The organism is Streptomyces sp. NPDC026062, assembly GCF_055568375.1.
Map to the genome: position 1 here is coordinate 87891 of NZ_JBVHOQ010000029.1, position 23993 is coordinate 111883.

Consider the following 23993-nt stretch of genomic DNA (forward strand, 5'->3'; position numbering starts at 1 on the left):
GCAGGCGGCGACGCTTCTCGGGTACTCACCTGCTCACCTGCTCACTGCGGTCTCGCCGGGGGCTGTCTTCCGGGGGCGGATGGGGATGCTCCGTAAGCCACAGCATGGGCGGCACCGCCCGTGACGCGGCGAAGGCCCGCGCCCCGCACGCCCTGGCGGTCACCGATACGCTCGACATGCACTGCCGGTCACCACTGTTGCCCCGTGAGCCCCCGTCTCTGCCACACGGACGCTCTCCCCGGCACGGCGGCCGTCACAGCCGCCTCCCTCATGCTTGCGGCGGAGCGATCCTGCACACCTGTGCTTCTGGGGGCGTCACCTTCTCGGACGACGTCGGTGTGCTCAGCTCCGGAATTCCCACCGGTGGCGGCGGGCCGGCTCCGGAGTCCGTCGGCCACCAGCCCGAAGGTGGCTGCGGCGATGACCGCGGCGGCGACGACGGGTAGGGCTCCGGCCTGCCAGGTGTCGAGTACCGCCCCACCGAGCGTCGCCCCGGTGGCGATCCCGAGGTTGAGCACGGTGATGCCGATCGCCCCGGAGGCGGCCTCCCGACCGGGGGAGGCGATCCGTAGCAGGTGCATCTGGAAGACGGGGGGCAGCAACCCGATGAGTACGCCCCAGCCCGCGATCACCACGACTGCCACGGAGAGATGGAGATCGAGCAGGAGCAGTGAGGCGGCGCTGCCGGCGAAAGCGGCGCCGACCCAGCTGAGCGCCTGCCGCGGGAACCGGTCGGAGAGCGGTCCGGCCCCGATGGTGCCGACCACCCCGGCCGCTCCGAAGACGAACAGCATGATGCCGCTGGTGGCGTTGTCGTAACCGCCGAACTGCTTGAGCAGCGGTGCGATGTACGTATAGATCAGGAAGTGGCCGGTGAGGACGAGCCCTCCGGCCAGCGCGACGCCGAGTACGGTCCACAGCGCGGGGTCTCGGCCTTCCTGCCGTACGGCCGGCCGGGGCGCGTCCGGAAGCGTCAGGGAACGGACACCCAGGGCCGCGAGCGCGAGCAGCGCCGCCAATACGCCGAAGGAGACCCGCCACCCGAGCGAGACGCCGACGGTGGCGCCGAGCGGAATGCCGACGATGCCGGCCATCGCGGGACCGGCCAGCACCACCGAGACCGCCCGCCCGGTCCGCGCCGGCGGGACGAGCGTGGCCACCGTCGGCACGAGCAGTGACCAGAAGAGGCCGTGCGCGGCGGCGGCGGTGATACGGCTGGCAAGCGCCCACCCGTACGAGGGGGCGAGCGCGGCGCCGGTGGTTGCGAGGGCGAGCAGCAGCAGAATGACCGTGAAGAGCCGTCGGCGTGGTACCCGTGAGGTCAGCCGGGTCAGCGGGACGCTGGCTACGGCGATCGTCAGTGCCCATGCCCCGACCAGTCCGCCTGCGGTCGCGGGTGTGATGTCCAGGCCGTCGCTGAGCTGCAGCAGCATGCTCGCGGGCAGCAGTTCGGTGGTGACGGTGGCGAAGGCCGCGCCCGAGAGGAGAAGCAGTGCTCCCCAGGGCAGCCCCGGCATCGATTCCGCAGAAGTTTCGGTGGATTGAGTGCTCATGGCCGGTACCGTAAAGTCTCACATTCATGTGAGAGTCAAGGAGCGGTTCATGCGGATCGGCGAGCTGTCCGAGCGCACCCGGATTCCGATCCGGATGCTGCGGTACTACGAGGAGCGGGGGCTGTTGGAGCCGGAGCGCGCGCCGAGTGGCTACCGGCACTATCAGGAGGCGGACGTCGAACAGGCAACGCTGGTGAGCAGCCTGGTCAGATCAGGGCTGCCGACCAGACTGATCCTGCCGCTGCTCCAGGAGAACCAGGCGGGCGGGGACGAAGCAGACGACGGAGACGACCTGATCGCACTGTTCGACGCCGAGTTCGCCCGCCTCGACAGCCAGGTCAAGTGCCTGAGCTTCAGCCGGAACGCCGTCCAGCAGCACCTGCGACGCCTCCGCGCCGACCGGGCCGGTCAAGAGCCAACGGGCACCTGAGTTGCCCAACCACCTTGCGTACGGCGGGTGCCGGCTTCAAGGCGCTCGTGCGGTCGGCCTGCCGCCTCATGCGGAACGTCACCGGCCGCGAGCCGCTCGCAGGATACGGCGCGCCCTTTAGCGGCACTCACGTGCGGACAGGGCCGACGACAGCAGCCTCGCCACGAGGCATCGTGTCGTCCATGCGGTGTGAGCTGTGATGACGGACCGACGTGAAGGCCCGGGGACCGCCGATATCCCTCAGTGAATCCATACCGGGCCGAGGTCGCCGGGCGTACTCCCCGGCCTCTGCTCATTCCGTGGATTTCGGCGATCGGCGGTCATGGCTCCTTCTCGGTGCCGCCCACGACCGGGGGTGGTGAAGTGCGGAGAAAGAGAAGTGATTCAGGAGGCCTTCGTGACGATTCCGCCACTCTGGATAGTTGTTTCTGGCGGGCAGTAGGCCACGGAGTACCCGCTGCTGCTCCAAGCAGTCGGCCGATGATGGACGGCAGAGCCACCCCGCCAAGGCTTACACAGGGCAGTCGCCTTGTAGTGCCCGCCATTGCTTCCATGGCTTCCCTCTCCGTCGAGCGAGCGGCGAAAAGGTGGAATCCCTCGCGATGCGCACCAATAGCGCATCTCCGACACCGAGGCCGTGCGCTCCAGCAGACGAAGCGGCCCCCCCGGACCCCGGCCCGGCGCGGGCGACCACTCCGATCTCGCCGTGGTCGAAGGGCCGCGCCTCCACCCTCTTGGCGGGCGGCGCCGCAGATCGTCGCGGTGCGGCGGAATCGCGACGAACTCGACAGCAGGCACGGCCGGTTGCCATTCCGAAACACTCATTCGAAATCGGCGAACCGCTCGGACGAAATGCCACGATATAAAGACCATGCATGTTCTGAACGAGCCCTGCGAGGTCAACGGATCCAAGCCGCATGTGCCCGGACCGTTATCATGCAAAGCGTGCGACCGTACGAGTGAGTCGGTTAACGTTCAATGGCCAGAGTGAAAACCGCCATATCGAAGAAGGTCGCTATTCATGGCAAAGTCCCTCGCCGATCTCGCATCAGCAAGAGTGCGGAGGATCTTGCGCTTCTTTCCGGAGAGCTCGCAGGCCGAGCGCGAGGAGTTGCGTGCCGCGGCGCGGGACCTGCTCGACGCCCACGGGGAGGAGGCACTCGCCGGCCTCCGCCCGACCGAGCGCGTCATCTGGCATCTCGCTGCCGAGGGGCGCGCCGAGGATCTTGTCGAGGTGGTCCGCAACCAGCGCAGGGACCCGGGCGCCTTCCACGTGGCGGGCACCAGGCGCCCCCGGATGGTGCTGCCGGGGCTTCGGAGCCTCGCGCTGCCCGAACGGATAGCCGCACTCAAGCCGCTCGACCTGCCGGTGACGGCTCAGCTCACCTCGGTCGACTGGCGGGGCGACGACCTGGTGTGGGAAGGGTACGCATTTGTCGCGAACCTGCCGCGTCCGTCGAGCCGCGTCATCGGCCGGTCCGCGGTGCTGGAGCACGGCGAGACCGGCCGGCGCATCAAGCTGCGCCTGCGCCGCACCAGAAACGAGCAGGCCACCGCCGCCTCCGGACAGGCGCTGCACTGCTACGACCGGACGGGCTTCGAGGTCGTCGTCCCCGCTCGTCGGCTGAGCGAGCTGGCCGAGCTCGGTGCCGGTCAGTGGTTCCTGCACATCGGCATACCGGGTCCCGGCGGGACCTACGAGGCCCGGGTGCGCCAACGCGACGCCGGCTCGGCCGGGCACAACCAGGTGCGTCATCTGGCTGACGGCTCACGCCTCGTGATCGGCTTCTCCAAGAACGCCGTGAGCATCACAGTGCGGCAGCCCACGGTCGAGGTCGAGTCCTGCACCGTCGTGGACGGCGAACTGCGACTCGTCACCAGGGCGCGGAGCGGCGGCGCGAAGGCCCCCACCGCCGTGAGCATCACCGAAGGCGACAACAGGCTCGACAGCCCGCTCACTCCTCTGCCCGCTTCCGCCGACGCGTTCCGGCGTCACCAAGCGGTCTTCAGTCTTGCCCAGCTGGTCGCGGACGACCCACGGGGAATCAAGTCCCGCCCCTTCAAGGTGACTTTGCGTGGGGACGACGGGCAGAACCAGGAAGCGCTTCTCGCCGAGGGCTTCACCACCTCACGGCATGGGCTCACCTCCGGCCGCGAACTGGCCGTCCACCGCGACGGGCCCGGCAGGCTGATGCTCGCCACGCGAGCCGTACGGCCCGTCGTCGACGCGATGACCGTGACGGGGTCGGGGGATCTGGTACTCGAAGGCACGTATCCCGGTGAGGAGGTGGCCGGGAAGAAGTTCATCCTGCGGCACGGCGTCCGCTTCGAGGAGAAGGAGCTACCGGTCGAGCTCGCCGACGGGCGGTTCACCCTTCGGATCAAGCCCGAGGCGGCCCCTCAGACACACGGTCCCGAGCTTCCCCTGTGCCCCGGTCGCTGGTACCTGTTCTTCCGCGACGCGGACGCCTGGGACAAGTCCGGGGACGTCCCGGTGACGTTGCGCCCGGAGCAGGTGCAGGAGCTTCCCCTGCGCTCGACGGGCGGCCCGCGGCGGGCCTACACCGTGGACCGCCGCTACTTCGACCGCATCTTCATCGAGCCGGAACGGCTGCTCGGCCCGGATGAGCACGGCGCCTACCGGCAGCGCATACTGCGCGAGTCCTACTTCCACGAGCAGCGCAAGCTCCCTCTGCGCGACGCGGTCCTCTACATCAGCCTTGAGGGCAGGCAGTTCTCGGATTCCCCGCGGGCGGTCTACGAGGAGCTGGTGCGCCGGGGCGTCGAGGTCGAGCACATCTGGGCCCAGGACGGGGGGCTGCCCGAGATGCCGCCGGAAGCGCGTGTGGTGGGCTGGGGCAGTCGCGAGTGGTACGAGGCACTGGCGCGCAGCCGCTACGTCGTCGTCAACACGGCGGTGGGCGACTGGTTCGTCACCCGTCCCGGGCAACGGGTCGTGCAGACCTGGCACGGCACGCCGCTGAAGAAGATCGGCAAGGACCTGCTCGGCTCTCCCCAGTCGAGCCCCGCCTATATCGCCGGTCTGCCGCACAGCTACCGGCAGTTCGACTTCGTGGTGTCGCCGAACGCGTACACCACGGAGATCATGCGCAGGGCGTACTCCATCGAAGGCGACATGCTCGAAAGCGGCTATCCGCGCAACGACGTCTTCCACGCCTCCGACCGCGACGCGCGGGCCGCGCGGGTCAGGGAGCGCCTCGGCCTGCCCGAGGGCAAGAAGGTGGTGCTCTACGCTCCCACCTGGCGGGAGGACCAGCGGCACGCGAGCAATCTGTACAAGCTCGATCTGCACATCGATCTGGCCGCGGCCCAGGCCGAACTCGGCCATGACCATGTGCTGCTCTTCCGTAAGCACCCGAGGGTCCACGACAACGTGCCGGGTGCCGGCCAGGGCTTCGTATGGGATGTCACCCGCTACCCGGACATCGCCGATCTCTACCTCGTCGCCGACGTCCTGATCACCGACTACTCCTCGGCGCTCTTCGACTACGCGCACTCGGGCAAGCCGATGCTGTTCTTCACCTACGACCTGGCGCACTACCGGGACTCACTGCGCGGCCTGTACTTCGACTTCACCACCCGGGCGCCCGGTCCGCTGCTGGAGACGTCCGAAGAACTGGTCAAGGCCCTGCGCGACGTCCATACCGTCGAAGCGGAATACCGGGAGAAGTACGCCCAGTTCAGGAAGGACTTCTGCGAGCCCGGGGACGGTCTGGCGACAGCGAGGGTCGTGGACCGCATGCTCGTCGACGGACCCCATGCGCCGGCCCCGGCCGAGGCCTGAGGGCCGGGTGTGCCGGACGAGCCCGGCCCTCCGCCCGGTCCAGGAGACCGATGGTCGCCTCGCTCGGCGGCGCCCAGCAGGGCCGCCGGTCATGGTGTGAGCAGGAACGCCATCGCCGTTCATTTCGGATAAAGGACTCTGTCAGGCGCATCTCGCCTCATGCGCGGGCTATGCATGACGTGTGGTTCTACTCCGGCATGAAGGAATTCCTTTCAGGCCAAGTTCTCAGTGACCGACACCCTGCGAATCGGGCACTTGGCGGCCTCTCGTGCCCCTCTGTGTCTTATTCATTGGCATATGCCGGAAGGTGCGGTGGGGTCGGGTTCCGGGCATGTTCTTTCACGGGCCATGTAATTCGTTGACGTGCGACGTTCGCCGCGCCTAGAGTCCGCCAGCGGCCTTCACGAGAAGGTCACAGGTGTGATGGGCCCGGGGGGGTCCTGCAACGGGGCCGGGGTGGGGCATGTCTGTTGGCAGGCGGAGATCTGCACGGGTTCTGGGCCCGCTGTTGGGCCTCGCTCTCATGGCCGGGGCGGCGCCCGCCTATGCGACCAGCCCTGGTGCCGTGGCTGAGACGACCGCGCAAGCGCCGGGCTCGGTTGCGGAGCAGACCGCACTGGCCCGGGCCGCCGAGACCGGGGAGCCGGTCGAGATCACGGCAGCCCGTACCGAGTACTCCATCACCGAGGCGAATCCCGACGGCTCGTTCACGCTGACCCAGTCGACGGCGCCGCAGCGCGTGCGTGTCGGTGACGGTTCGTGGCGCAGCGTGGACACGACGCTGGAGCGCCGTCCCGACGGTTCGGTGGGGCCGAAGGCGTCCGTGGTGGACCTGGCTTTCAGCGGCGGCGGCAATGGCGAGGACATGATTCGTCTGGGCGGCAAACAGGGTTCCTTGTCACTGAGCTGGCCGGACGCGCTGCCCGAACCGACCCTTGACGGCCCGACCGCCACGTACGCGGATGTCTTGGCGGGGGTCGACCTTGAGTTGACTGCGACAGCCGAGGGCTATCACGAAGTGCTGGTCGTCAACTCGGCGTCAGCGGCTGCCAGCCCGGAACTGGAACAGGTGACCCTGTTGGCCTCCGGTGAAGGCCTGCGGGTGGTGCCGGGAGCCGGCGGGGGCTGCGAGCGGTCGACGAGAACGGGAACACCGTCTTCAAGGGGCCGGCCGGCCAGATGTGGGACTCCGCAGGCAGTCAAGCTGAAGCAAGCCCGTCTGTCCGCGCGGCGGTGACGGAGGAGCCTCAGGATCCAGCAGGTGAGGGCAATGGCACTCAGCCGGGGGTGGGCGACTCCACCTCGGTGCTTCAGGTGCGAGTCGACGGCGAGGCCGTCTCGGTCACTCCTGATCTGGACCTGCTGCGGGGTACGGAGACCGTGTACCCGGTACGTATCGATCCCTCGGTCGGGCTCGGTGTTTCCGAGCGGTCGGTGATCTCCTCCGACGGCGACCGGTGGTGGCAGTTCGACGGGGATTACGGAGTCGGACTCTGCGGGAACGCGGATGGGTACTACTGCGGTAACGGATACAAGAACCGGATGCTGTTCGAGCTTGCCCCGACTCAGCTGGCAGGCAAGTACGTTCTGGACGCGACGTTCCGCGCGCATGAGACCTGGTCGTTCAACTGCAACGCGCACTGGGTGGATCTTGAGCGGACCGACAACATGTCCGAAGGTACACGTTGGCCGGGACCGAAGGCCCTTGACCTCATGGGGGACAGGAATGTGTCCTACGGGCGGGGAGACAACTGCAGTCCTTCGCAGCCCGACAGCTGGGTCGAGTTCAATGACAACCCTGCCGAGTCGAACGAGAACCTGACGCCGACGGTCCGTTCGTTCGCGGACGGCAAGATCAGCCGTTTGACGTTCATGCTCAGGGCGAAGGACGAGACCGATGCCCGAGCTTGGAAGCGCTTCGACGACAACGCCGAACTCAAGGTCAACTATGCTCACCGGCCAGGCGTTCCGACCAGCGTGGGAGTCATCCCGGGCAACGGCAACACCGCCTATTGCAGGAAGACTTCGACGGACCCGCTGATGGTGACCCGGATCGACCCGATGGTCCAGGCACGTGTTCAGACCAAGGTTGAAGCGCATCTGGGGGAGAACGAGGGATCTCTGCAGGCTGAGTACGTCGTCGAGCGTGGCGACGATGCGGCCTGGCACGAGGTCTGGTCCGCCTACCGGCCTGCCAGCGGCTGGGTCCCGGACGAAACGCTGCAGAGTCTGCGCACCTCCAGCCGTGCGGACGGGGGTCTGTACCGGCTCAAGGCGCGTACGCAGTCCCATTGGTCGTACGACGGTGGCTCCGGCGACCTGTTCTCCCCGTACTCGTCCTGGTGCTACTTCAAGATCGACTCCACGGCACCGAAGGCGCCCACCATCACTGCGGGCACTCCGTACACCGAGTGCACGGTGAACCTGTGCGAGCCCGGCGGAGGCCCTGGCACACCGGGTAGCTTCACCTTCGCGCACAACGCTGCGGACAGTGACGTCAAGGCATTCCGGTGGCGCCTGCTGACCACCTCGGCCCAGAAGACCAAGCAGGTCAGCGGGTCCACCGTGACAGTGAACGACGTCACCCCCTCACTCGCCGGCACTCAGGTGCTGTCGGTGGAGGCCAGCGACCTCAAACTCGACTCTTCCGGCCGGACACGTTGGGGAACGCCGTCGGAGTTCACCTTCAAGGTGTCGACACCAACCGGCCCCGTCGGTCGCTGGCACCTTGACGACGGCACCACCGGATCGGGTGTCGTGGTGGCGAAGGATGTGGCCACCGAGCCCGGCGCACGGCGCGACGCAACGCTTGTCGGCGCTGCCGGCGCCACCTGGTCGGGTCGCGGACGCCGCGGCGATCCGGACTACTCGTTGCGTCTCAACGACGCCGCGACGAACGTGGCTGACCAGGTCGGACACGCGGCCACGGCCTCGGCTGCGGTGAACACGAAGGACTCGTTCACCGTCTCGGCGTGGGTGCAGTTGTCGGACGACTCGAAGAACCGGGTCGTTCTGTCCGAGTCCGGTGCGAACGGCAGCGCGTTCGCTCTGTACTACTCCGCCAGTTTCAAGAAGTGGATCTTCAATCGTATGGACAGGGACCAGGCGAATCCCGCGTTCATTCGATCCGTTGCCGAGGGGAGTGACCCACCCCTGAACGTCTGGACACATCTGTCCGGAGTGTTCGACTCCCAAGGTGATACGAACAAGAGCAACGACACCATCCAGCTCTTCGTGAACGGACGACCTCAGGGCGAACCTGTCACGCTTGCCGCAAGCGCCTCCACCTACGAACCGTGGGTCGCCAACGCAGGCTTGCAGATGGGCCGTTCGATGGAGAACGGCGGGTACGGCGGATACTTCTTCGGCCTCCTGGACGAGGTCGCCGTCTGGCAGCGCCCACTCACCGGGGACGAGATCATGGAGGAATCGAAAGCCGTCGAGGACGATGTCCCCACCAACGAGTTGGTAGCCCACTGGGATGCCGCAGCAGCCACGGACACAACGATTCCGGAGAGTCCTGCCACGCTCTACGCCCCGGGTTCCCTGACGCTGGCCGGCGGGGCGGTCCGCAACGACGAGCACAGCGCTGTGGTGCTCAACGGAACCACTGCCTACGCGTCTGTGAAGGGCCCGGTGGTCGACGAAAGCGGTTCCTTCACCGTCTCGGCGTCGGTTGAGTTGGACGCGATGGCGCTGGGAGAGAAGCCGGTGGGCTATACCGGGCAGGTCGCGGGCCAGCGCACGGGTAATGAGTCCGCCTGGGCGCTGTGGATCATAAAGATCGCGGACGACGCGTACCAGTGGGAGTTCACCCGGACCGCTCTCGGCTCCGACGGCCGGGTCGAGCAGAGCGCCGAAGTCCTGGGCGAAGATCTCGCAGAGACCGACACATGGGTTCAGGTCACCGGGGTCTTCGACGCCCAGGAGAGCGGGGGATCGGCCGACGCGTCCTACGGGCAGCTGCACCTGTATGTCGGTACCTCCCACCAGGCATCCGGTGAGAATTCAGGCTTTACGTCCGCGCAGCCCGGCAGCGGTGAACTGGCAATCGGCCGTGGCGCCAAGGGTGGGACCACGGGCAACTACCTGCCCGGAAGCCTGGAGAGCCTGAAGATCTGGACCGGAGCGATGACTTCTGACCAGGTGAGTGCTCAAGTGCAGGCCGCCACAGGCGCGGGTTGACCCGTCGCGGTCGGGGGAGCGCGGCTGCGCTGCCCCGACCGCATGCCTGGCCGCGCTGTCGCGACGGCCCTCACAGTCTTTGCGTCACCCACCCATCGTCCCCGTCGGCACAGGCTGCGGGGCAAGAGCGCAGGGCACCTTCCGGGTCGCTCGTGCGGGAAGCGGAATCCAGATGAACGGGATCGGATCAGCCAGGCGTATGCGCAGATTCCGCGCAGGCAGAGCGGGAGCCTGGACGCGACGCGTCGCGACGCTTGCCGGCTTCACCCTCATACCCGGACTGCTCACACCGGTGGCGTTTGCCGAGCATGTTGATCCGCTGGGCAGACCAGAGATGACGCTGCACCCCGACAAGGTGTCACCGTTCACCGCGAAGACGGACAAGAAGATCGCAGCGGCGGTGAAGGAATCGGCTGCGCACAACCGAGCCGCCATCGCGCGGGCCAGGAAGGATCGCACTCAGACCGTCTCCTGGCCCACAGCAGGCCAGGCCGAACTGATCCTGCCCACAACAGGGTCGGCCAAGGCGTCGCCGGGGGTCGCTCCCGCTGACTCTGGACCGTCCGCAACGGGCCAAGGGAGAGAAGCAGCCCGAGGCAGCCCGGTCGGTCAGGGTCAAGGTCCTTGACCAGAAGCAGACGGCCAGGCTCGGGGTCAAAGGAATCGTCCTGTCCGTAACCGGTCCCGTCACCGGCGGGGGTGTCCAACTCGGCGTCGAATACGCCAGGTTCGTCTCCGCGTACGGAGGAGACTGGGCCGGTCGCCTGCAAGCGTTGCGTCTGCCCGACTGTGCGCTGACTGATCCCTCGAAGGCCGCATGCCGTACCCGAACACCCCTTGAGTTCACCAATGTCCGCAGGCACAACCGCGTCGATACCCAGCTGACCTTCGGTACTGAAGCTGCCTCCGGGCAGGCCGCCCAGGCCGAAGGACGCACGATGGTGATCGCCTTGGCAGCGGGCACCAAGTCGGGTGAGGGCGACTACAAGGCGACCCCGCTGGCGGCCTCCTCCACCTGGGAGGCAGGAGGCTCCGCGGGCACCTTCACCTGGTCGTACCCGCTGCGTACTCCGCCCGCGGCGGCGGGGCCGGCGCCGGATCTCTCGATCTCCTACGACTCCGGAGCGGTGGACGGCCAGACCGCGAACACCAACAATCAGGGCACCACGATCGGCACCGGCTTCGACATCACCTCGTCCTATGTCGAGCGCAAGTACGGCGTCTGCGACGACGACGGTCAGACCGACAAATACGACCTGTGCTGGAAGTACGACAACGCCTCACTCGTCCTCAACGGCAAGTCCACCGAACTGGTCAAGGACGACACCACCGGTGTGTGGCGGCTGAAGAACGACGACGCCTCCACCGTCACCCACTCCACCGGCGCCGACAACGGTGATGACAACGGTGAGTACTGGACCGTCACCACCGGGGACGGCACCAAGTACGTCTTCGGCCTCAACAAACTGGACGGCGCAGGAGCCAGTGACCGTACCGACTCGGTGTGGACGGTGCCGGTCTTCGGCGACGACTCGGGCGAACCCGGCTATGCGGACGGGACAGCCTTCTCCGGCCGTGCCAAGAAGCAGGCCTGGCGGTGGAACCTCGACTACGTCGAGGACACCCACAAGAACGCCATGTCCTACTGGTACACAGCCGAGACCAACAACTACGACCAACTCGGCGACGACAACACCGGCACCCCTTACACGCGTGGCGGCTACCTGAAGGAGATCCGCTACGGACAACGAGCGGACGGCCTCTTTGCCACTCAGCCCGCCTCGAACAAGGTCGCCTTCACCTACGCCGAGCGTTGTGACGCATCCGGGACCGGCTGCGACGCCCTGACCGAGAACACCCGGGACAACTGGCCGGACGTTCCGTTCGACGCCGTGTGCAAGGACGGCGGCAAGTGCACCGGCAACGTCAGCCCCACCTTCTTCACCCGCAAGCGGATGACTGGCGTGACCACCTACGCCTGGGACGCCGCAGCAGCCACCCCTGGCTTCTCAGCCGTGGACAGCTGGGCGCTGGAGCAGCACTACGTCGACCCCGGCGACACGGGAGACTCCACGGACCAGTCGCTGTGGCTGGACGCGATCAAGCACACGGGTAAGCGCGGCACCGATCTGAGCCTGGACCCGGTCACCTTCACCTCGGAGTCCCACCCCAACCGTGTCGACTCCACCAGCGACGACATCCTGTCCCTGGAGAAGCCACGACTGAAGAAGGTCACGTCCGAGGCCGGTGCCGAGACTGTCGTCACCTATATGGAAGCCGGATGCGTCGCCGGACAGACCATGCCCCGGCCGGATGAGAACACCGGCCGCTGCTACCCCGTGTACTGGTCCCCGAACGGGGGGAAGACACCGATCCTGGACTGGTTCCAGAAGTACCCGGTCTCCTCGGTGCTCACCAACGACACGCACGGCGGATCCGCGGCCGTGCAGAACACCTACACATACTCCGGTGGTGGTGCCTGGCACTACAACGACGACCCGATGACCAAGGAGAAGGAGCGGACCTGGTCCATCTGGCGCGGTTACGCCCGGGTGACCCACCTCACCGGCGTCTCGGGCAAGACCCAGTCGAAGACCGTGACCGTCTATATGCGCGGCATGAACGGCGACCGCGTTCTCAAGGACGACGGGAAGACGCTCGACCCGGACAAGCGCAAGACAGCCAAGGCCACGGGAATCAAGGCCGCGGAGATCACGGACTCCGAACCGTACGCCGGCTTCACCCGCGAAACAGCCACCTACAACGGTGCGAACGAGGTCGGCGGCACCATCAACGACCCGTGGTCGAAGAAGACGGCCACCCAGCACAAGTCGTACGCCGACACAGAGGCGTACTACGTGCGCACCGGCGCCAGCCACGTCCGCACCAACATCACCAGCAGCGGAACGCCCAAGGACCGGGTCCGGTCCGCCGCCACCACCTTCGACGACTACGGCATGCCCGTGACCGTCGAGGACAAGGGTGACGACGCCGTCGCGGGTGACGAGAAGTGCACCCGCACCTGGTACGCCCGCAACGACACTCGGAGCGGCCGATCTTGAGGCGGGCCATCGCCTCGGGGACGGTGAGGAGTTCGTCGTCACGCACCGGCCGTCACCTCCTGCTCGCGCGCTGGGCCGCCACCGATGAGAACGGCGAGGCGTTCGAGGTCGGGGGTGAGGCCGGTGCCGTCGTAGGCCCAGTGGGTGAGGGCGGCGGGGTGTGGCGGCGGTGTCAGGCGGCGCGGGCGGCTCGGACAGCGCCGAGGGTGGTGGAGTAGGTGCGGGTCTTGGTGGAGAAGTGGCCGCGGAAGCCGAGCATGTGGGCCCACTTCCGCAGGTTCGGGTGCTTGAGGTCGTCGCGGGCGCCGAGGGTCCAGGCGGTGCGGATCATGCGGGCGGCGTGCTCGGGTACGGACTCGAATCAGAGGTCGGTGATCCTCTTCAACTGGTGGTCGAGGGTGCCGGTCGCGGCTTCGGTGCCCTTGGTGGCGTACTTGGCGACGTATCCGGCGACCTCGCCCTCGGTGATCGTGGTCCCGCCCTGGACGGCCGTGGACCGGATGATCCTGATGTCGATCAGCTCGCCGAGGACGAAGGAGCGCGCCCGGCCGGCAACCTCCGGCTCGTCGATGCGGGCACGGGTTGCCGTCAGCCGGACGGGGTCGGCCCGGAGTTCGAGGCGGGCGGCGAGACGTAGGGGCCTGCGGGGCCCACATCGGCAACACCGTTTCCCTTGACGTTGACGAGGAGCTCGGGGCCCGATCGCCCCCTACCGCGGCGGCAACGCCGGCCGTCGCCGGTCCGGTGCCGAGTCGTACGTCGGTGCCGTCGCCGGCGGGTGCGCGGCCAGGAGGTCCAGGGCGACGCGCACCGCGTCGTCCAGGACCGCGTGGTGGCCCTCCGCCCAGTCCAGGGGGGTGCGCAGCGCCTCCAGGTCGGGTTCGACGCCGTGGTTCTCCACCGACCAGCCGTACGTGTCGAACCAGGCGGCATTCATCGGGACCGTGATCACCGTGCCGTCGCCCAGGCGGTGGCGGCCCGTCATGCCGACCACGCCGCCCCAGGTGCGCTGGCCCACCACCGGGCCCAGTTTCAGCAGGCGGAACGCGGCGGTGATCATGTCGCCGTCGGAGGAGGTCGCCTCGTCGGCCAGGGCGACCACCGGGCCCCGGGGGGCGTTGGAGGCGTACGAGACGGGCTGGGCGTCGCGGGTGAGGTCCCAGCCGAGGATCGTGCGGGTGAGTTTTTCGACGACGAGTTCGCTGATGTGGCCGCCCGCGTTGCCGCGTACGTCGACGATCAGGGCCGGGCGGGACACCTCCAGGCGCAGGTCGCGGTTGAACTGGGCCCAGCCCGAGCCGCCCATGTCGGGGATGTGCAGGTAGCCGCATCGGCCGCCGCTCAGGTCACGTACGACTTCGCGGCGTTTGGCCACCCAGTCCTGGTAGCGCAGCGGGCGTTCGTCGACCAGCGGGACGATCGCGACGCGGCGGGAGCGGCCCTGGCCCTCGGCGGGGCGGAAGGTCAGTTCGACCGTGGTGCCGCCCGCCGCGGAGAGCAGGGGGTAGGGGCCGGTGACCGGGTCGACGGGGCGGCCGTCGACGTGGGTGAGGACCGCGCCCTCGCGGATGCCCGTACCTGCCAGCGGGGAGCGGGCCTTGGAGTCCGAGGAGTCGCCGGGCAGGATACGCAGAAGGGTCCAGTCGCCGTCCCGGCAGACGAAGTTGACGCCGAGCAGGCCGATCGCGCGCTGGTAGTGCGGGGGGCCCTCGTTGCGGCGGGCGGGGGAGACGTACGCGTGCGAGGTGCCCAGTTCGCCGAGGACTTCGCGCAGCAGGTCGGCGAACTCGTCCGGGGTGGCGACCCGTTCGACCAGGGGGCGGTACTGGTCGAGGACCGCCGGCCAGTCGATGCCGCACATGTCAGGTTCCCAGAAGTACGAGCGGATGAGGCGGCCCGCCTCGGCGAACGCTCCCCGCCACTCGGCCGGCGGGTCGGCCTCGTGCAGGATGCGGCGCGGGTCCAGGTAGACGGTGGAGTCGTTGTCGCCGGGCTCGTTGGCGGGGACGGCGCGCAGCTCGCCGTCGTCCATGACGACGAGGCGGGAGGCGTCGCCGCTGACGGCGAACCAGTCGAGGTGGTCGACGAGTTCGGTCTTCCTCGCCTTGGTGATGTTGAAGTGTTCCAGGGTGGGGCGGCCCGACATGTCCGCCGGGTTGGCGAACGTCTCCCCGAGCGCGCCGGAGATCGGCCAGCGCAGCCAGACCAGCCCGCCGCCGCTGACCGGGTACAGCGCCGAGTACTTGGAGGCGGAGACGGGGAAGGGGGTGACCCGGCTCTCCAGGCCCTCGAACTCGACGGTGACCGTGGAGCCCTCCGCCGCCTCCGCCTCGTCGGAGTCCCCCGGGTCGAGGCCGCCCGCGGCCGGCCGGCCGTCGGGGGAGAGGGCGAAGGGGGAGGGGGTCGCCGAGGAGAGCGGGACGAGGTACGGGCGGCAGCCGAGCGGGAAGGAGAGGTCGCCGGTGTGCACGTCGTAGACCGGGTCGAAGCCGCGCCAGGAGAGGAAGGCGAGATAGCGGCCGTCGCCCGTGAAGACGGGGTTCTCGTCCTCGAAGCGGCCGTTGGTGACATCGACGATCGCGGGGGCGCCGGGGCCCTGGATGCGGGCCAGTTTGATCTTGCGCAGGGAGCGGCCGATGCCGGGGTGCGACCAGGTCAGCCAGGCGCCGTCCGGGGAGAACGCCAGGTCGCGGACCGGGCCGTTGACGGAGCGGATCAGTTCGGTGGGCACGCCGGTGGGCGGCTGGTCGGTGGCGTCCGGTTCGGCGGTGGGCGTCTCGTCGGCGGTGGTGGGCACGCCGGTGGTGGTGGGCACGCCGGTGGGCGGCTCGGTGGTGGTGGGCACGCCGGTGTGCGGCTCGGCGGTGGCGGGTTCGTGGGTGGATGTCCGGTCGGCGGTGGTGTCCGGCTCGGCTGTGTCCAGGAGGAGCAGCCGGCCGTCGTGCGTGGCGATGGCGAGCCGTTCGCCGTCCGGGTCGGAGATCAGCTCCTGGACCCGGCCGACCAGGCCGGAGGCGAGGCGGCGCGGGGCGCGGTCGCCGCTGGCGCGCGGCAGCGAGGCGATCTCGATCGCGTCCTCGCCCTCCGCGTCGGTGACGTACGCGACCTGGCCGCCGCTGCCGAGCATCTCCGGCAGCCGGACGCGGACGCCGGGGGTGTCGGCGATGGTGCGGGCGGGGCCGTCGCGGTGGGTGAGCCAGTAGAGGCTGCCGCGTACCGCGACGGCGCTGGCGCGGCCGGTCTCGTCCACGGAGAGGGAGTCGATGTTGCTGGCGGCCGGCACCTGGTACGTACGCCGCCCGGCGCGCGGGCCGCCGAGGCGGACCTCCAGCTTCCGGGGCACGGCGTCGGGCGACCGGAGGTCGTCGACCAGCCACACCTCGCCCGCGCACTGGTAGACGACCCGACGCCCGTCGCTGGAGGCGTGCCGGGCGTAGAACGCGTCATGGTCCGTGTGGCGGCGCAGGTCCGTGCCGTCGGGGCGGCAGGAGTAGAGGTTGCCGACGCCCTCGTGGTCGGAGAGGAACGCGATGCGGCCGTCGACGAACATGGGTGAGTCGAGATGCCCGCCGATGTCCGGGAGCAGCCGCTCGCCGTGCAGCCACAGGCGCCCCGTCGCGCCGCCCCGGTACCGCTTCCAGGCGGCCGGCTCGTGCGGCGGCTTTCCGGTGAGCAGCAGGGTGCGGCGCTCCCCGTCGATGTCGGCGACGGCGATGTCGGACACCGGACCCCAGGGCAGCCTGCCGCCGGGGCTGCCGTCCGTGGGCACGCTGTAGGCCCAGGAGAAGTACGAGAACGGCTGCCGGTGCGAGGACACGGCGAGGATCTGCGCGCTGTCCCCGGCGCCGCCCCCGTTCCCGTTCCCGCCCCCGTTCTCGTTTCCGTCCCCGCTCCCGGAGCTGTCTTCGTCCCGGTCCCCGGGGGTCCAGCCGCAGACCCGGGCGTCGGTCGATCCCCAGTACGTGAGCCGGCGGGCCGGGCCGCCGGCCACGGGCGCCAGATGGATCTCCGGGTCGAGGCTGCGCCAGGTCGTGTAGGCGATCCGGGTCCCGTCGGGGGAGAAGCGCGGGTGGCTGACTCTGGTGCGGTCGACGGTCACGCGCCAGGCGCGTCCGGGCGCCTCGCCCTCGGCGACGAGCGGGGCCACCCAGAGATCGTCCTCCGCGGCGAAGCAGAGCAGATCGTCGTGGAGGTGCGGGAACCGGAGATACGAGACGTCGTCACTCACCCCCCAATGCTTTCCGCGCGAGGAGGGCCCGGCAACTTGTGGTGCGGAACACAAGCGAAACGATTTCGTTTCGCTCGACGCGCGGGGTACCTTCGAGGTGTACGAAACAGTTTCGTTCGATTGACTGACGTACACCTCACCGAGCTCAGGGAACAGGAGGTCGACCATGGCACGCACACGGCTCACGCCCGAGCGTGAGAGCGAGCTGTACGCCGCCGTGCTCGACCTGCTCCGCGAGGTCGGCTACGACGCCCTCACGATGGACGCCGTCGCCGCTCGTACCCGTTCCAGCAAGGCCACCCTCTACCGCCAGTGGGGAAGCAAGCCCGAGCTCGTCGTCACGGCCATGCGGCACAACAAGCCCGTGACGCTCGGCCAGGTCGACACCGGCTCGCTGCGCGGTGACTTCCATGCCGTCCTGGGCCGTAGTGACGACTGTCAGATGGAGAAGGACTCCGCGCTGATGCGGGGTCTGAGCCATGCCGTCCACGACAACCCCGACCTCCTCCAAGCCCTGCGCGAGCTGCTGATCGAGCCGGAGATGACCGGCCTCGACCTGTTGCTGCGACGGGCCGTGGACCGAGGGGAAGTGCGTCCGGACAATCCGGCGCTCAAGTACATGCCGCACATGCTGATCGGCGCCTTCGCCGCTCGGCAGCTGGTCGAGGACCGCGCCGTCGACCAGGCCTTCCTTCTCGACTACGTCGACTCCGTGATCCTCCCCGCTCTCGGAGTCTGACCAGCCGTCCCCACGGCTGCACCCGCACGGCCCCCTCCCCAAGCCCCACCTGACACGCCGCTCTCGTCGTCGGGCTGGTTCCTCACGCCCATTTCCACTCAACGACCTGACCGGGAGTACGCCTCCGTGGCTACATTCCTCTACAAACTCGGACGGCTCGCCTTCCGGCGCCGCCGCTATGTCGCCCTGATCTGGGTGGCACTGCTGGCGCTCGCCGGATTCGGCGCGGCCACCGCGTCCACCGCCACCTCCAGCTCCTTCTCGATACCGGGTACGGAGGCTCAGAAGGCCTTCGACCTGCTGGAACAGCGCTTCCCCGCCTCCAGTGCCGACGGCGCGACCGCGCGCATCGTCTTCAAGGCCCCCGAGGGCGAGAAGATGACCGACCCGGCCCACAAGGCCGACGTCAACAAGCTCACCGGTCAGCTGAAGTCGGGCTCGGACCAGATCGCCTCGGTCGTCGACCCGTACGCCGGGAACGCCGTCTCCAAGGACGGCTCGACCGCGTACGTCTCCGTGACGTACAAGGTCAACTCCATGGAGCTGACCGACGCCACCCGGGATTCCCTGGAGGAGGCGGGCGAGTCCGCGCAGAAGAGCGGGATGACCGTCGAGATCGGCGGTGACGCGCTCCAGGTGATGCCGGAGACCGGGGCCACCGAGGTCATCGGGATCGCGCTCGCCGCCGTGGTGCTCGTCATCACCTTCGGCTCGCTGATCGCGGCGGGGCTGCCGCTGCTCACCGCGCTGATCGGGGTCGGCATCGGCGTCTCGTCGATCACGGCGCTGGCCAATGTGCTGGACCTCGGTTCCACCACCTCGACCCTCGCGATGATGATCGGCCTCGCCGTCGGCATCGACTACGCGCTCTTCATCGTCTCCCGCTACCGCGCCGAACTGGCCGAGGGCCGGGACCGCGAGGAGGCGGCGGGCCGTGCTGTCGGCACGGCGGGCTCCGCGGTCGTCTTCGCCGGGCTCACCGTGGTCATCGCCCTGGTCGGTCTCGCGGTCGTCAACATCCCGATGCTGTCGAAGATGGGCTTCGCCGCGGCCGGTACGGTCGCGATCGCCGTCCTCATCGCCCTCACCCTCGTCCCGGCCATGCTGGGCTTCGTGGGCAAGCGGATCATGGGACGCAAGGCGCGCAAGGCCACCGAGGCCGAGAACAAGCCCGACGCCAAGCCGAACATGGGCACCCGCTGGGCGCGGTTCGTGCTCCGCAAGCCGGTGTGGGTGCTGCTGGTCGGTGTGATCGGCCTGGGCACGATCGCCGTACCGGCCGCCTCGCTGGAGATGGGTCTGCCGGACGACGGCTCCCAGCCCACCAGCACCACCCAGCGCCGCGCCTACGACCTGCTCTCCGAGGGCTTCGGCCCCGGCTTCAACGGCCCGCTGCTGGTCGTCGTCGACACGGCGAACAGCTCCGACGGCAAGGCCGCCGCCAAGCAGGTCGGTGACGAGATCTCCGGCATGAAGGGGGTCGTGGCCGTCACCCCGGCCACCTTCAACAAGTCCGGTGACGCGGCGATGATCACCGTCGTCCCGAAGGACCGGCCGAGCTCCGTCGACACGGAGAACGTGGTCCACGCGATCCGCGACGCGGGCCAGGACATCAAGTCCGACACCGGCGCCGAAGTGCTGGTCACCGGTGCCACCGCGATGAACATCGACTTCTCGCAGAAGATGAACGACGCGCTGCTGCCGTACCTGGCGCTCGTCGTCGGCCTCGCCTTCCTGCTGCTGATGGTGGTCTTCCGGTCGATCCTGGTGCCGCTGAAGGCGGCGCTCGGCTTCCTGCTCTCGGTCGTCGCGGCCCTGGGCGCGGTCGTCGCGGTCTTCCAGTGGGGCTGGCTCGGCGGACTGTTCGGGGTCGAGCAGACCGGTCCGATCATGTCGATGATGCCGATCTTCATGGTGGGCGTGGTCTTCGGTCTCGCGATGGACTACGAGGTCTTCCTCGTGACCCGGATGCGTGAGGCGTACGTCCACGGCGAGAAGCCCGGCCAGGCCATCGTCACCGGTTTCAAGCACGGTGCCCGGGTCGTCACGGCCGCGGCCGTGATCATGATGGCGGTCTTCTCCGGATTCATCGGATCCAGCGAGTCGATGATCAAGATGATCGGCTTCTCGCTCGCCATCGCCGTCTTCTTCGACGCGTTCGTCGTCCGCATGGCCATCGTGCCCGCGGTCCTCGCGCTGCTCGGGAAGCGTGCCTGGTGGCTGCCGCGCTGGCTGGACCGGGTGCTGCCCAACGTGGACGTCGAGGGTGAGGGGCTGCGCAAGGAGCTCGCCGACACCACCGGTGACGCGGGCGACGCCGGTCCGGACGCCGGCGGAGAGCGTGAGCTGAGCCGGGTCTGAGCCGGCCGGTGAGCCGCCCTCGGGCCGCTTGACGAGCCGCAGACCTCCGGGGCCGCGTCTGAGCGGAACGTGGCCCCGGAAGCGCCGGTTACCTGTGGGGACGGGGGGCCGGAGCGTCGAGAGCCCCCGTGCACACGTGCACGGGGGCTCTCGGCATGCCTGTCTGCCTGTCTGCATGCGGTGGCGGTGGCGGTGGATCGGGCGGGTACGGCGGTGGGCGGGTGCGGTCGTTCCGGTGGGCGGTGGCGGGTGGATCAGGCGTGCGCGGTCTCGGCTCTGGAGACCCCGCCGCGGGTGCGCCGCAGGAAGCGGATCAGCGGCGCGCTGTCGAACTGCACCACCTCGACGCCGTCCGCCGCGTGGCGTTCGACCACGAGCTGGACCCGGCCGCACGGCCAGATCCGGAAGCTGTCCCGGTCGACGGGGGAGCGCAGTCCGCGCTCCAGCAGATCGCGGGCGACGGACCACTCCGTGCCGCCGGGGAAGGCGATGTGGATGGTGTCGGGGGCGTCGGCGGTGTCGTGACGCAGCTCGACCCGGACCACGGGCAGGTCGCGGGCGTCGGTGACGAGCCGGGCACGGGCATGTTCTCTGATCACGGGGGACATGGGCCGGCTCCTCCTGTGTATACGTCTTTGTCATCCAATGTCCCATATTTTCGCAAAAGAGCACGACGGTGGTGTCGTGCGCGCGATGGTGGTGCCATGCAGTTGTGACAGACCCGCTCTTGCGAACCGTTCGCAACAAGGTCCTATCATTGAGAGGTTCATGACCCCGCACAGCAATGCAGGAACGCAGGAAGCGGAGCCGCCCCCATGCATGTACCCGACGGATTCATCAACGCGCCCGTCTCCGCCGTCGCCGGAGTCGTGGCCGCCGGAGCCGTGGCCGTCAGTCTGAAAGGGGCCCGGCGCGAGCTGAACGAACGCACCGCGCCGCTGGCCGGGCTGGTCGCGGCCTTCATCTTCGCCGTGCAGATGCTGAACTTCCCCGTCGCGGCCGGCACCAGCGGGCACCTGCTGGGCGGGGCGCTGGCCGCGATCCTGGTCGGGCCGTACACCGGGATCCTCTGTATATCCGTCGTCCTGCTGATGCAGGGCATCCTCTTCGCCGACGGCGGGCTCACCGCGCTCGGCGTGAACATCCTCGACATGGGCGTCGTGACCACCGTCGTCGCGTACGCCCTCTTCCGGGGCCTGGTCCGCGTGCTGCCGCGCACCCGCCGCTCCATGACCGCCGCGTCCTTCGTCGCCGCACTGGTCTCCGTGCCGGCCGCGGCCGCCGCGTTCACCCTCATGTACTGGATCGGCGGCACCACCGACATCCCGATCGGCAAGGTCTTCACCGCGATGGTCGGGGTCCACGTCCTGATCGGCATCGGCGAGGCCGCGATCACCGCGCTGACCGTCGGTGCCGTCGTCGCCGTACGCCCCGACCTGGTCCACGGCGCCCGGGGCCTCACCGCCCCGCTCAAGCTCCGCGTCGACGGCGAACTCGTCGACGCCCCCGCTCCCGCCCGCGAGCCCGCCGTCGCGCACCGCTCCACCAAGGGCCTGTGGGCCACCGGTCTGATCACGGCCCTCGTGCTCGCCGGCTTCGTCTCCTACTACGCCTCCGCCAACCCCGACGGCCTGGAGAAGGTCGCCACCGACCAGGGCATCGACAAGGAGGCCAAGGACCACGCGTCCAAGGACTCCCCGCTCGCCGACTACGGCGTCAAGGACGTCTCCGACGCGCGGATCTCCGGCGGACTGGCCGGCATCATCGGCGTCGGCGCCACCCTCGTCGTCGGCAGCGGCGCCTTCTACGTGGTCAGCCGACGCCGTCGTACGGACGACCGGTCCGAGCGCGGCGACTCCCGTACCGAAGAGAAGGTCTGACATGGGCGCGGGCCACGCCCACAAGCTCTACCGGCACGGGCACTCGCCGGTCCACGACCTGCCGCCGCACTGCAAGATCGCCGCGGTCTTCGCCTTCGTCGTGGTCGTCGTGACCACCCCCCGCGAAGCGGTGTGGGCCTTCGGGCTGTACGCACTGCTGATCGCGGGCGCCACCGCCGCGGCCCGCATCCCGGCCGGCTTCCTCCTCAAGCGGCTGCTGATCGAGGTGCCGTTCGTCGCGTTCGCCCTGCTCATGCCGTTCGTCGTACCCGGCGAGCAGACCCACGTCCTCGGGATCTCCGTCAGCGTGCCCGGACTCTGGGGCGCCTGGAACGTCCTCGCCAAGGGCACCCTCGGCGTCGCCGCCTCCGTGCTCCTCGCCTCCACCACCGAGCTGCGCTCCCTGCTGCTCGGCCTCCAGCGCCTGAAGCTGCCCCCGCTGCTCGTCCAGATCGCCTCCTTCATGATCCGGTACGGCGATGTGATCACCGACGAGATGCGCCGGATGTCCGTCGCCCGCCGCTCGCGCGGGTTCGAGGCGAGCGGGATACGGCACTGGGGTGTCCTCGGCAAGTCGGCCGGTGCCCTGTTCATCCGGTCGTACGAGCGCGGCGAACGCGTCCACCTCGCGATGGTCAGCCGCGGCTACACCGGCTCCATGCCGGTCATCGACGAGGTGACGGCCTCGCGCACCCAGTGGGCGTACGCCTCGGCACTCCCCCTGCTCGCCCTCGTCGTGTGTCTGCTGGGATGGACGGTATGAGCCAGCCTTCCGCCCCGTCCGTACCGCCGCCGTCCCTGGAGGTCAGCGGTCTCGCCTACGCCTACCCCGACGGCCACCAGGCGCTCTTCGGCGTCGACCTGACCGTCGCGCGCGGCGAGCGGGTCGCCCTGCTCGGCCCGAACGGCGCCGGCAAGACCACCCTCGTCCTCCACCTCAACGGCATCCTCGACGCCGGAGCCGGCACCGTCCGCGTCGCCGGGCTCCCGGTCGAGAAGCGCAACCTCGCCGAGATCCGCCGCCGTGTCGGCATCGTCTTCCAGGACCCCGACGACCAGCTCTTCATGCCCACCGTCCGCGAGGACGTCGCCTTCGGACCGGCCGCAGGCGGGCTGCGCGGCGCCGAACTGGAGGAGCGCGTCACCGAGGCGCTGAAGCAGGTCGGCATGGAGGAGTACGCGGACCGGCCACCGCACCACCTCTCCTTCGGCCAGCGCCGCCGCATCGCCGTCGCCACGGTCCTCGCCATGCGGCCGGAGATCCTCGTCCTGGACGAACCCTCCTCCAACCTCGACCCGGCGGCCCGCCGCGAACTCGCCGACGTCCTCCGGTCGTTGGACGTCACGGTGCTGATGGTGACGCACGACCTGCCGTACGCCCTCGAACTCTGCGGCCGCGCGGTCATCCTCAGCGAAGGCGTCATCGCCGCCGACGACCGCACCCAGGACCTCCTGTGCGACGAGGAACTCATGCGCACCCACCGGCTGGAGCTCCCCTTCGGCTTCGACCCGCGCTCGGTGACGGTCCGCACTCGGTGACGGTCCGCGCCCGGTGACGGTCCGCGCTCGGTGACGGTCCGCGCCCGGTGACGGTCCGGGCTCGGTGAAGGTGCCCGTTGTCGTCGAGGGTGTCGACCACGACGGAGACGGTGACTGCGCCTGCGACTGCGTCGGCGCCTGCGACGGCTCATGTTCCATGACGGTGAACATGAGGTGACCCGCCCCACCCGCGACCTGCGGAGCAATGCAC

General features: G+C 69.1%; 12 protein-coding genes and 2 pseudogenes. 10 read left to right on the forward strand and 4 right to left on the reverse strand.

Annotated elements, in window-relative coordinates; all coding sequences use genetic code 11:
* Window positions 1-188: 188 nt before the first annotated feature.
* Window positions 189-1553: an MFS transporter gene (locus ACZ4LX_RS25125; protein WP_467648780.1), complete on the reverse strand. Its 1365-nt coding sequence runs from the start codon at window positions 1551-1553 to the stop codon at window positions 189-191.
* A gap of 49 nt (window positions 1554-1602) precedes the next feature.
* Between ACZ4LX_RS25125 and ACZ4LX_RS25130 the strand changes: the two genes are divergently transcribed.
* The 5 genes and pseudogenes from ACZ4LX_RS25130 to ACZ4LX_RS25150 all read left to right on the forward strand — a co-directional run.
* On the forward strand, window positions 1603-1983 hold the full coding sequence (locus ACZ4LX_RS25130) for a MerR family transcriptional regulator (RefSeq protein WP_467648783.1): 381 nt from the start codon (window positions 1603-1605) through the stop codon (window positions 1981-1983).
* Window positions 1984-3004: 1021 nt separating this feature from the next.
* Window positions 3005-5788, forward strand: a complete 2784-nt coding sequence (locus ACZ4LX_RS25135) for a CDP-glycerol glycerophosphotransferase family protein (protein ID WP_467648788.1) — start codon at window positions 3005-3007, stop codon at window positions 5786-5788.
* 565 nt (window positions 5789-6353) lie between these two features.
* Window positions 6354-7025, forward strand: a complete 672-nt coding sequence (locus ACZ4LX_RS25140) for a hypothetical protein (protein ID WP_467648791.1) — start codon at window positions 6354-6356, stop codon at window positions 7023-7025.
* Window positions 7026-7330: 305 nt separating this feature from the next.
* The gene (locus tag ACZ4LX_RS25145; protein WP_467721279.1) at window positions 7331-9973 is read left to right on the forward strand and encodes a laminin G domain-containing protein; all 2643 of its coding nucleotides are present in this window, start codon (window positions 7331-7333) and stop codon (window positions 9971-9973) included.
* A gap of 199 nt (window positions 9974-10172) precedes the next feature.
* A pseudogene (locus ACZ4LX_RS25150) lies at window positions 10173-13014 on the forward strand (RHS repeat-associated core domain-containing protein); the annotation flags it as partial.
* A 193-nt stretch (window positions 13015-13207) separates the two neighbouring features.
* Here the strand turns inward: ACZ4LX_RS25150 and ACZ4LX_RS25155 are convergent.
* Both ACZ4LX_RS25155 and ACZ4LX_RS25160 read right to left on the reverse strand, forming a co-directional pair.
* Window positions 13208-13738 (reverse strand): annotated as a pseudogene (locus tag ACZ4LX_RS25155) (replication initiator).
* A 6-nt stretch (window positions 13739-13744) separates the two neighbouring features.
* Complete coding sequence (locus ACZ4LX_RS25160; protein WP_467648797.1) at window positions 13745-17263, reverse strand: S41 family peptidase; 3519 nt, start codon at window positions 17261-17263, stop codon at window positions 13745-13747.
* A 166-nt stretch (window positions 17264-17429) separates the two neighbouring features.
* Between ACZ4LX_RS25160 and ACZ4LX_RS25165 the strand changes: the two genes are divergently transcribed.
* Both ACZ4LX_RS25165 and ACZ4LX_RS25170 read left to right on the forward strand, forming a co-directional pair.
* Entirely contained in the window at window positions 17430-18002 is a 573-nt protein-coding gene (locus ACZ4LX_RS25165; RefSeq protein ID WP_467648800.1) for a TetR/AcrR family transcriptional regulator, read from the forward strand.
* 126 nt (window positions 18003-18128) lie between these two features.
* Entirely contained in the window at window positions 18129-20363 is a 2235-nt protein-coding gene (locus ACZ4LX_RS25170) for an MMPL family transporter (RefSeq protein ID WP_467648803.1), read from the forward strand.
* Between the two features lie 254 nt (window positions 20364-20617).
* On the opposite strand, the gene ACZ4LX_RS25175 is transcribed toward ACZ4LX_RS25170, so the two are convergent.
* Complete coding sequence (locus ACZ4LX_RS25175) at window positions 20618-20971, reverse strand: SsgA family sporulation/cell division regulator (protein WP_467648805.1); 354 nt, start codon at window positions 20969-20971, stop codon at window positions 20618-20620.
* A gap of 207 nt (window positions 20972-21178) precedes the next feature.
* Here ACZ4LX_RS25175 and ACZ4LX_RS25180 point away from each other — a divergent pair, with 207 nt between their 5' ends.
* From ACZ4LX_RS25180 to ACZ4LX_RS25190, 3 genes are read left to right on the forward strand one after another with little or no spacing between them, the layout of a single operon-like run.
* Entirely contained in the window at window positions 21179-22243 is a 1065-nt protein-coding gene (locus ACZ4LX_RS25180) for an energy-coupling factor ABC transporter permease (RefSeq protein ID WP_467648808.1), read from the forward strand.
* Window position 22244: 1 nt separating this feature from the next.
* A complete protein-coding gene (cbiQ, locus tag ACZ4LX_RS25185; RefSeq protein WP_467648812.1) occupies window positions 22245-23006 on the forward strand; it encodes a cobalt ECF transporter T component CbiQ in 762 nt (253 codons plus the stop codon).
* On the forward strand, window positions 23003-23782 hold the full coding sequence (locus ACZ4LX_RS25190) for an energy-coupling factor ABC transporter ATP-binding protein (RefSeq protein ID WP_467648814.1): 780 nt from the start codon (window positions 23003-23005) through the stop codon (window positions 23780-23782). Before cbiQ ends, ACZ4LX_RS25190 begins: the two co-directional genes overlap by 4 nt.
* The last annotated feature ends 211 nt before the right edge of the window (window positions 23783-23993 follow it).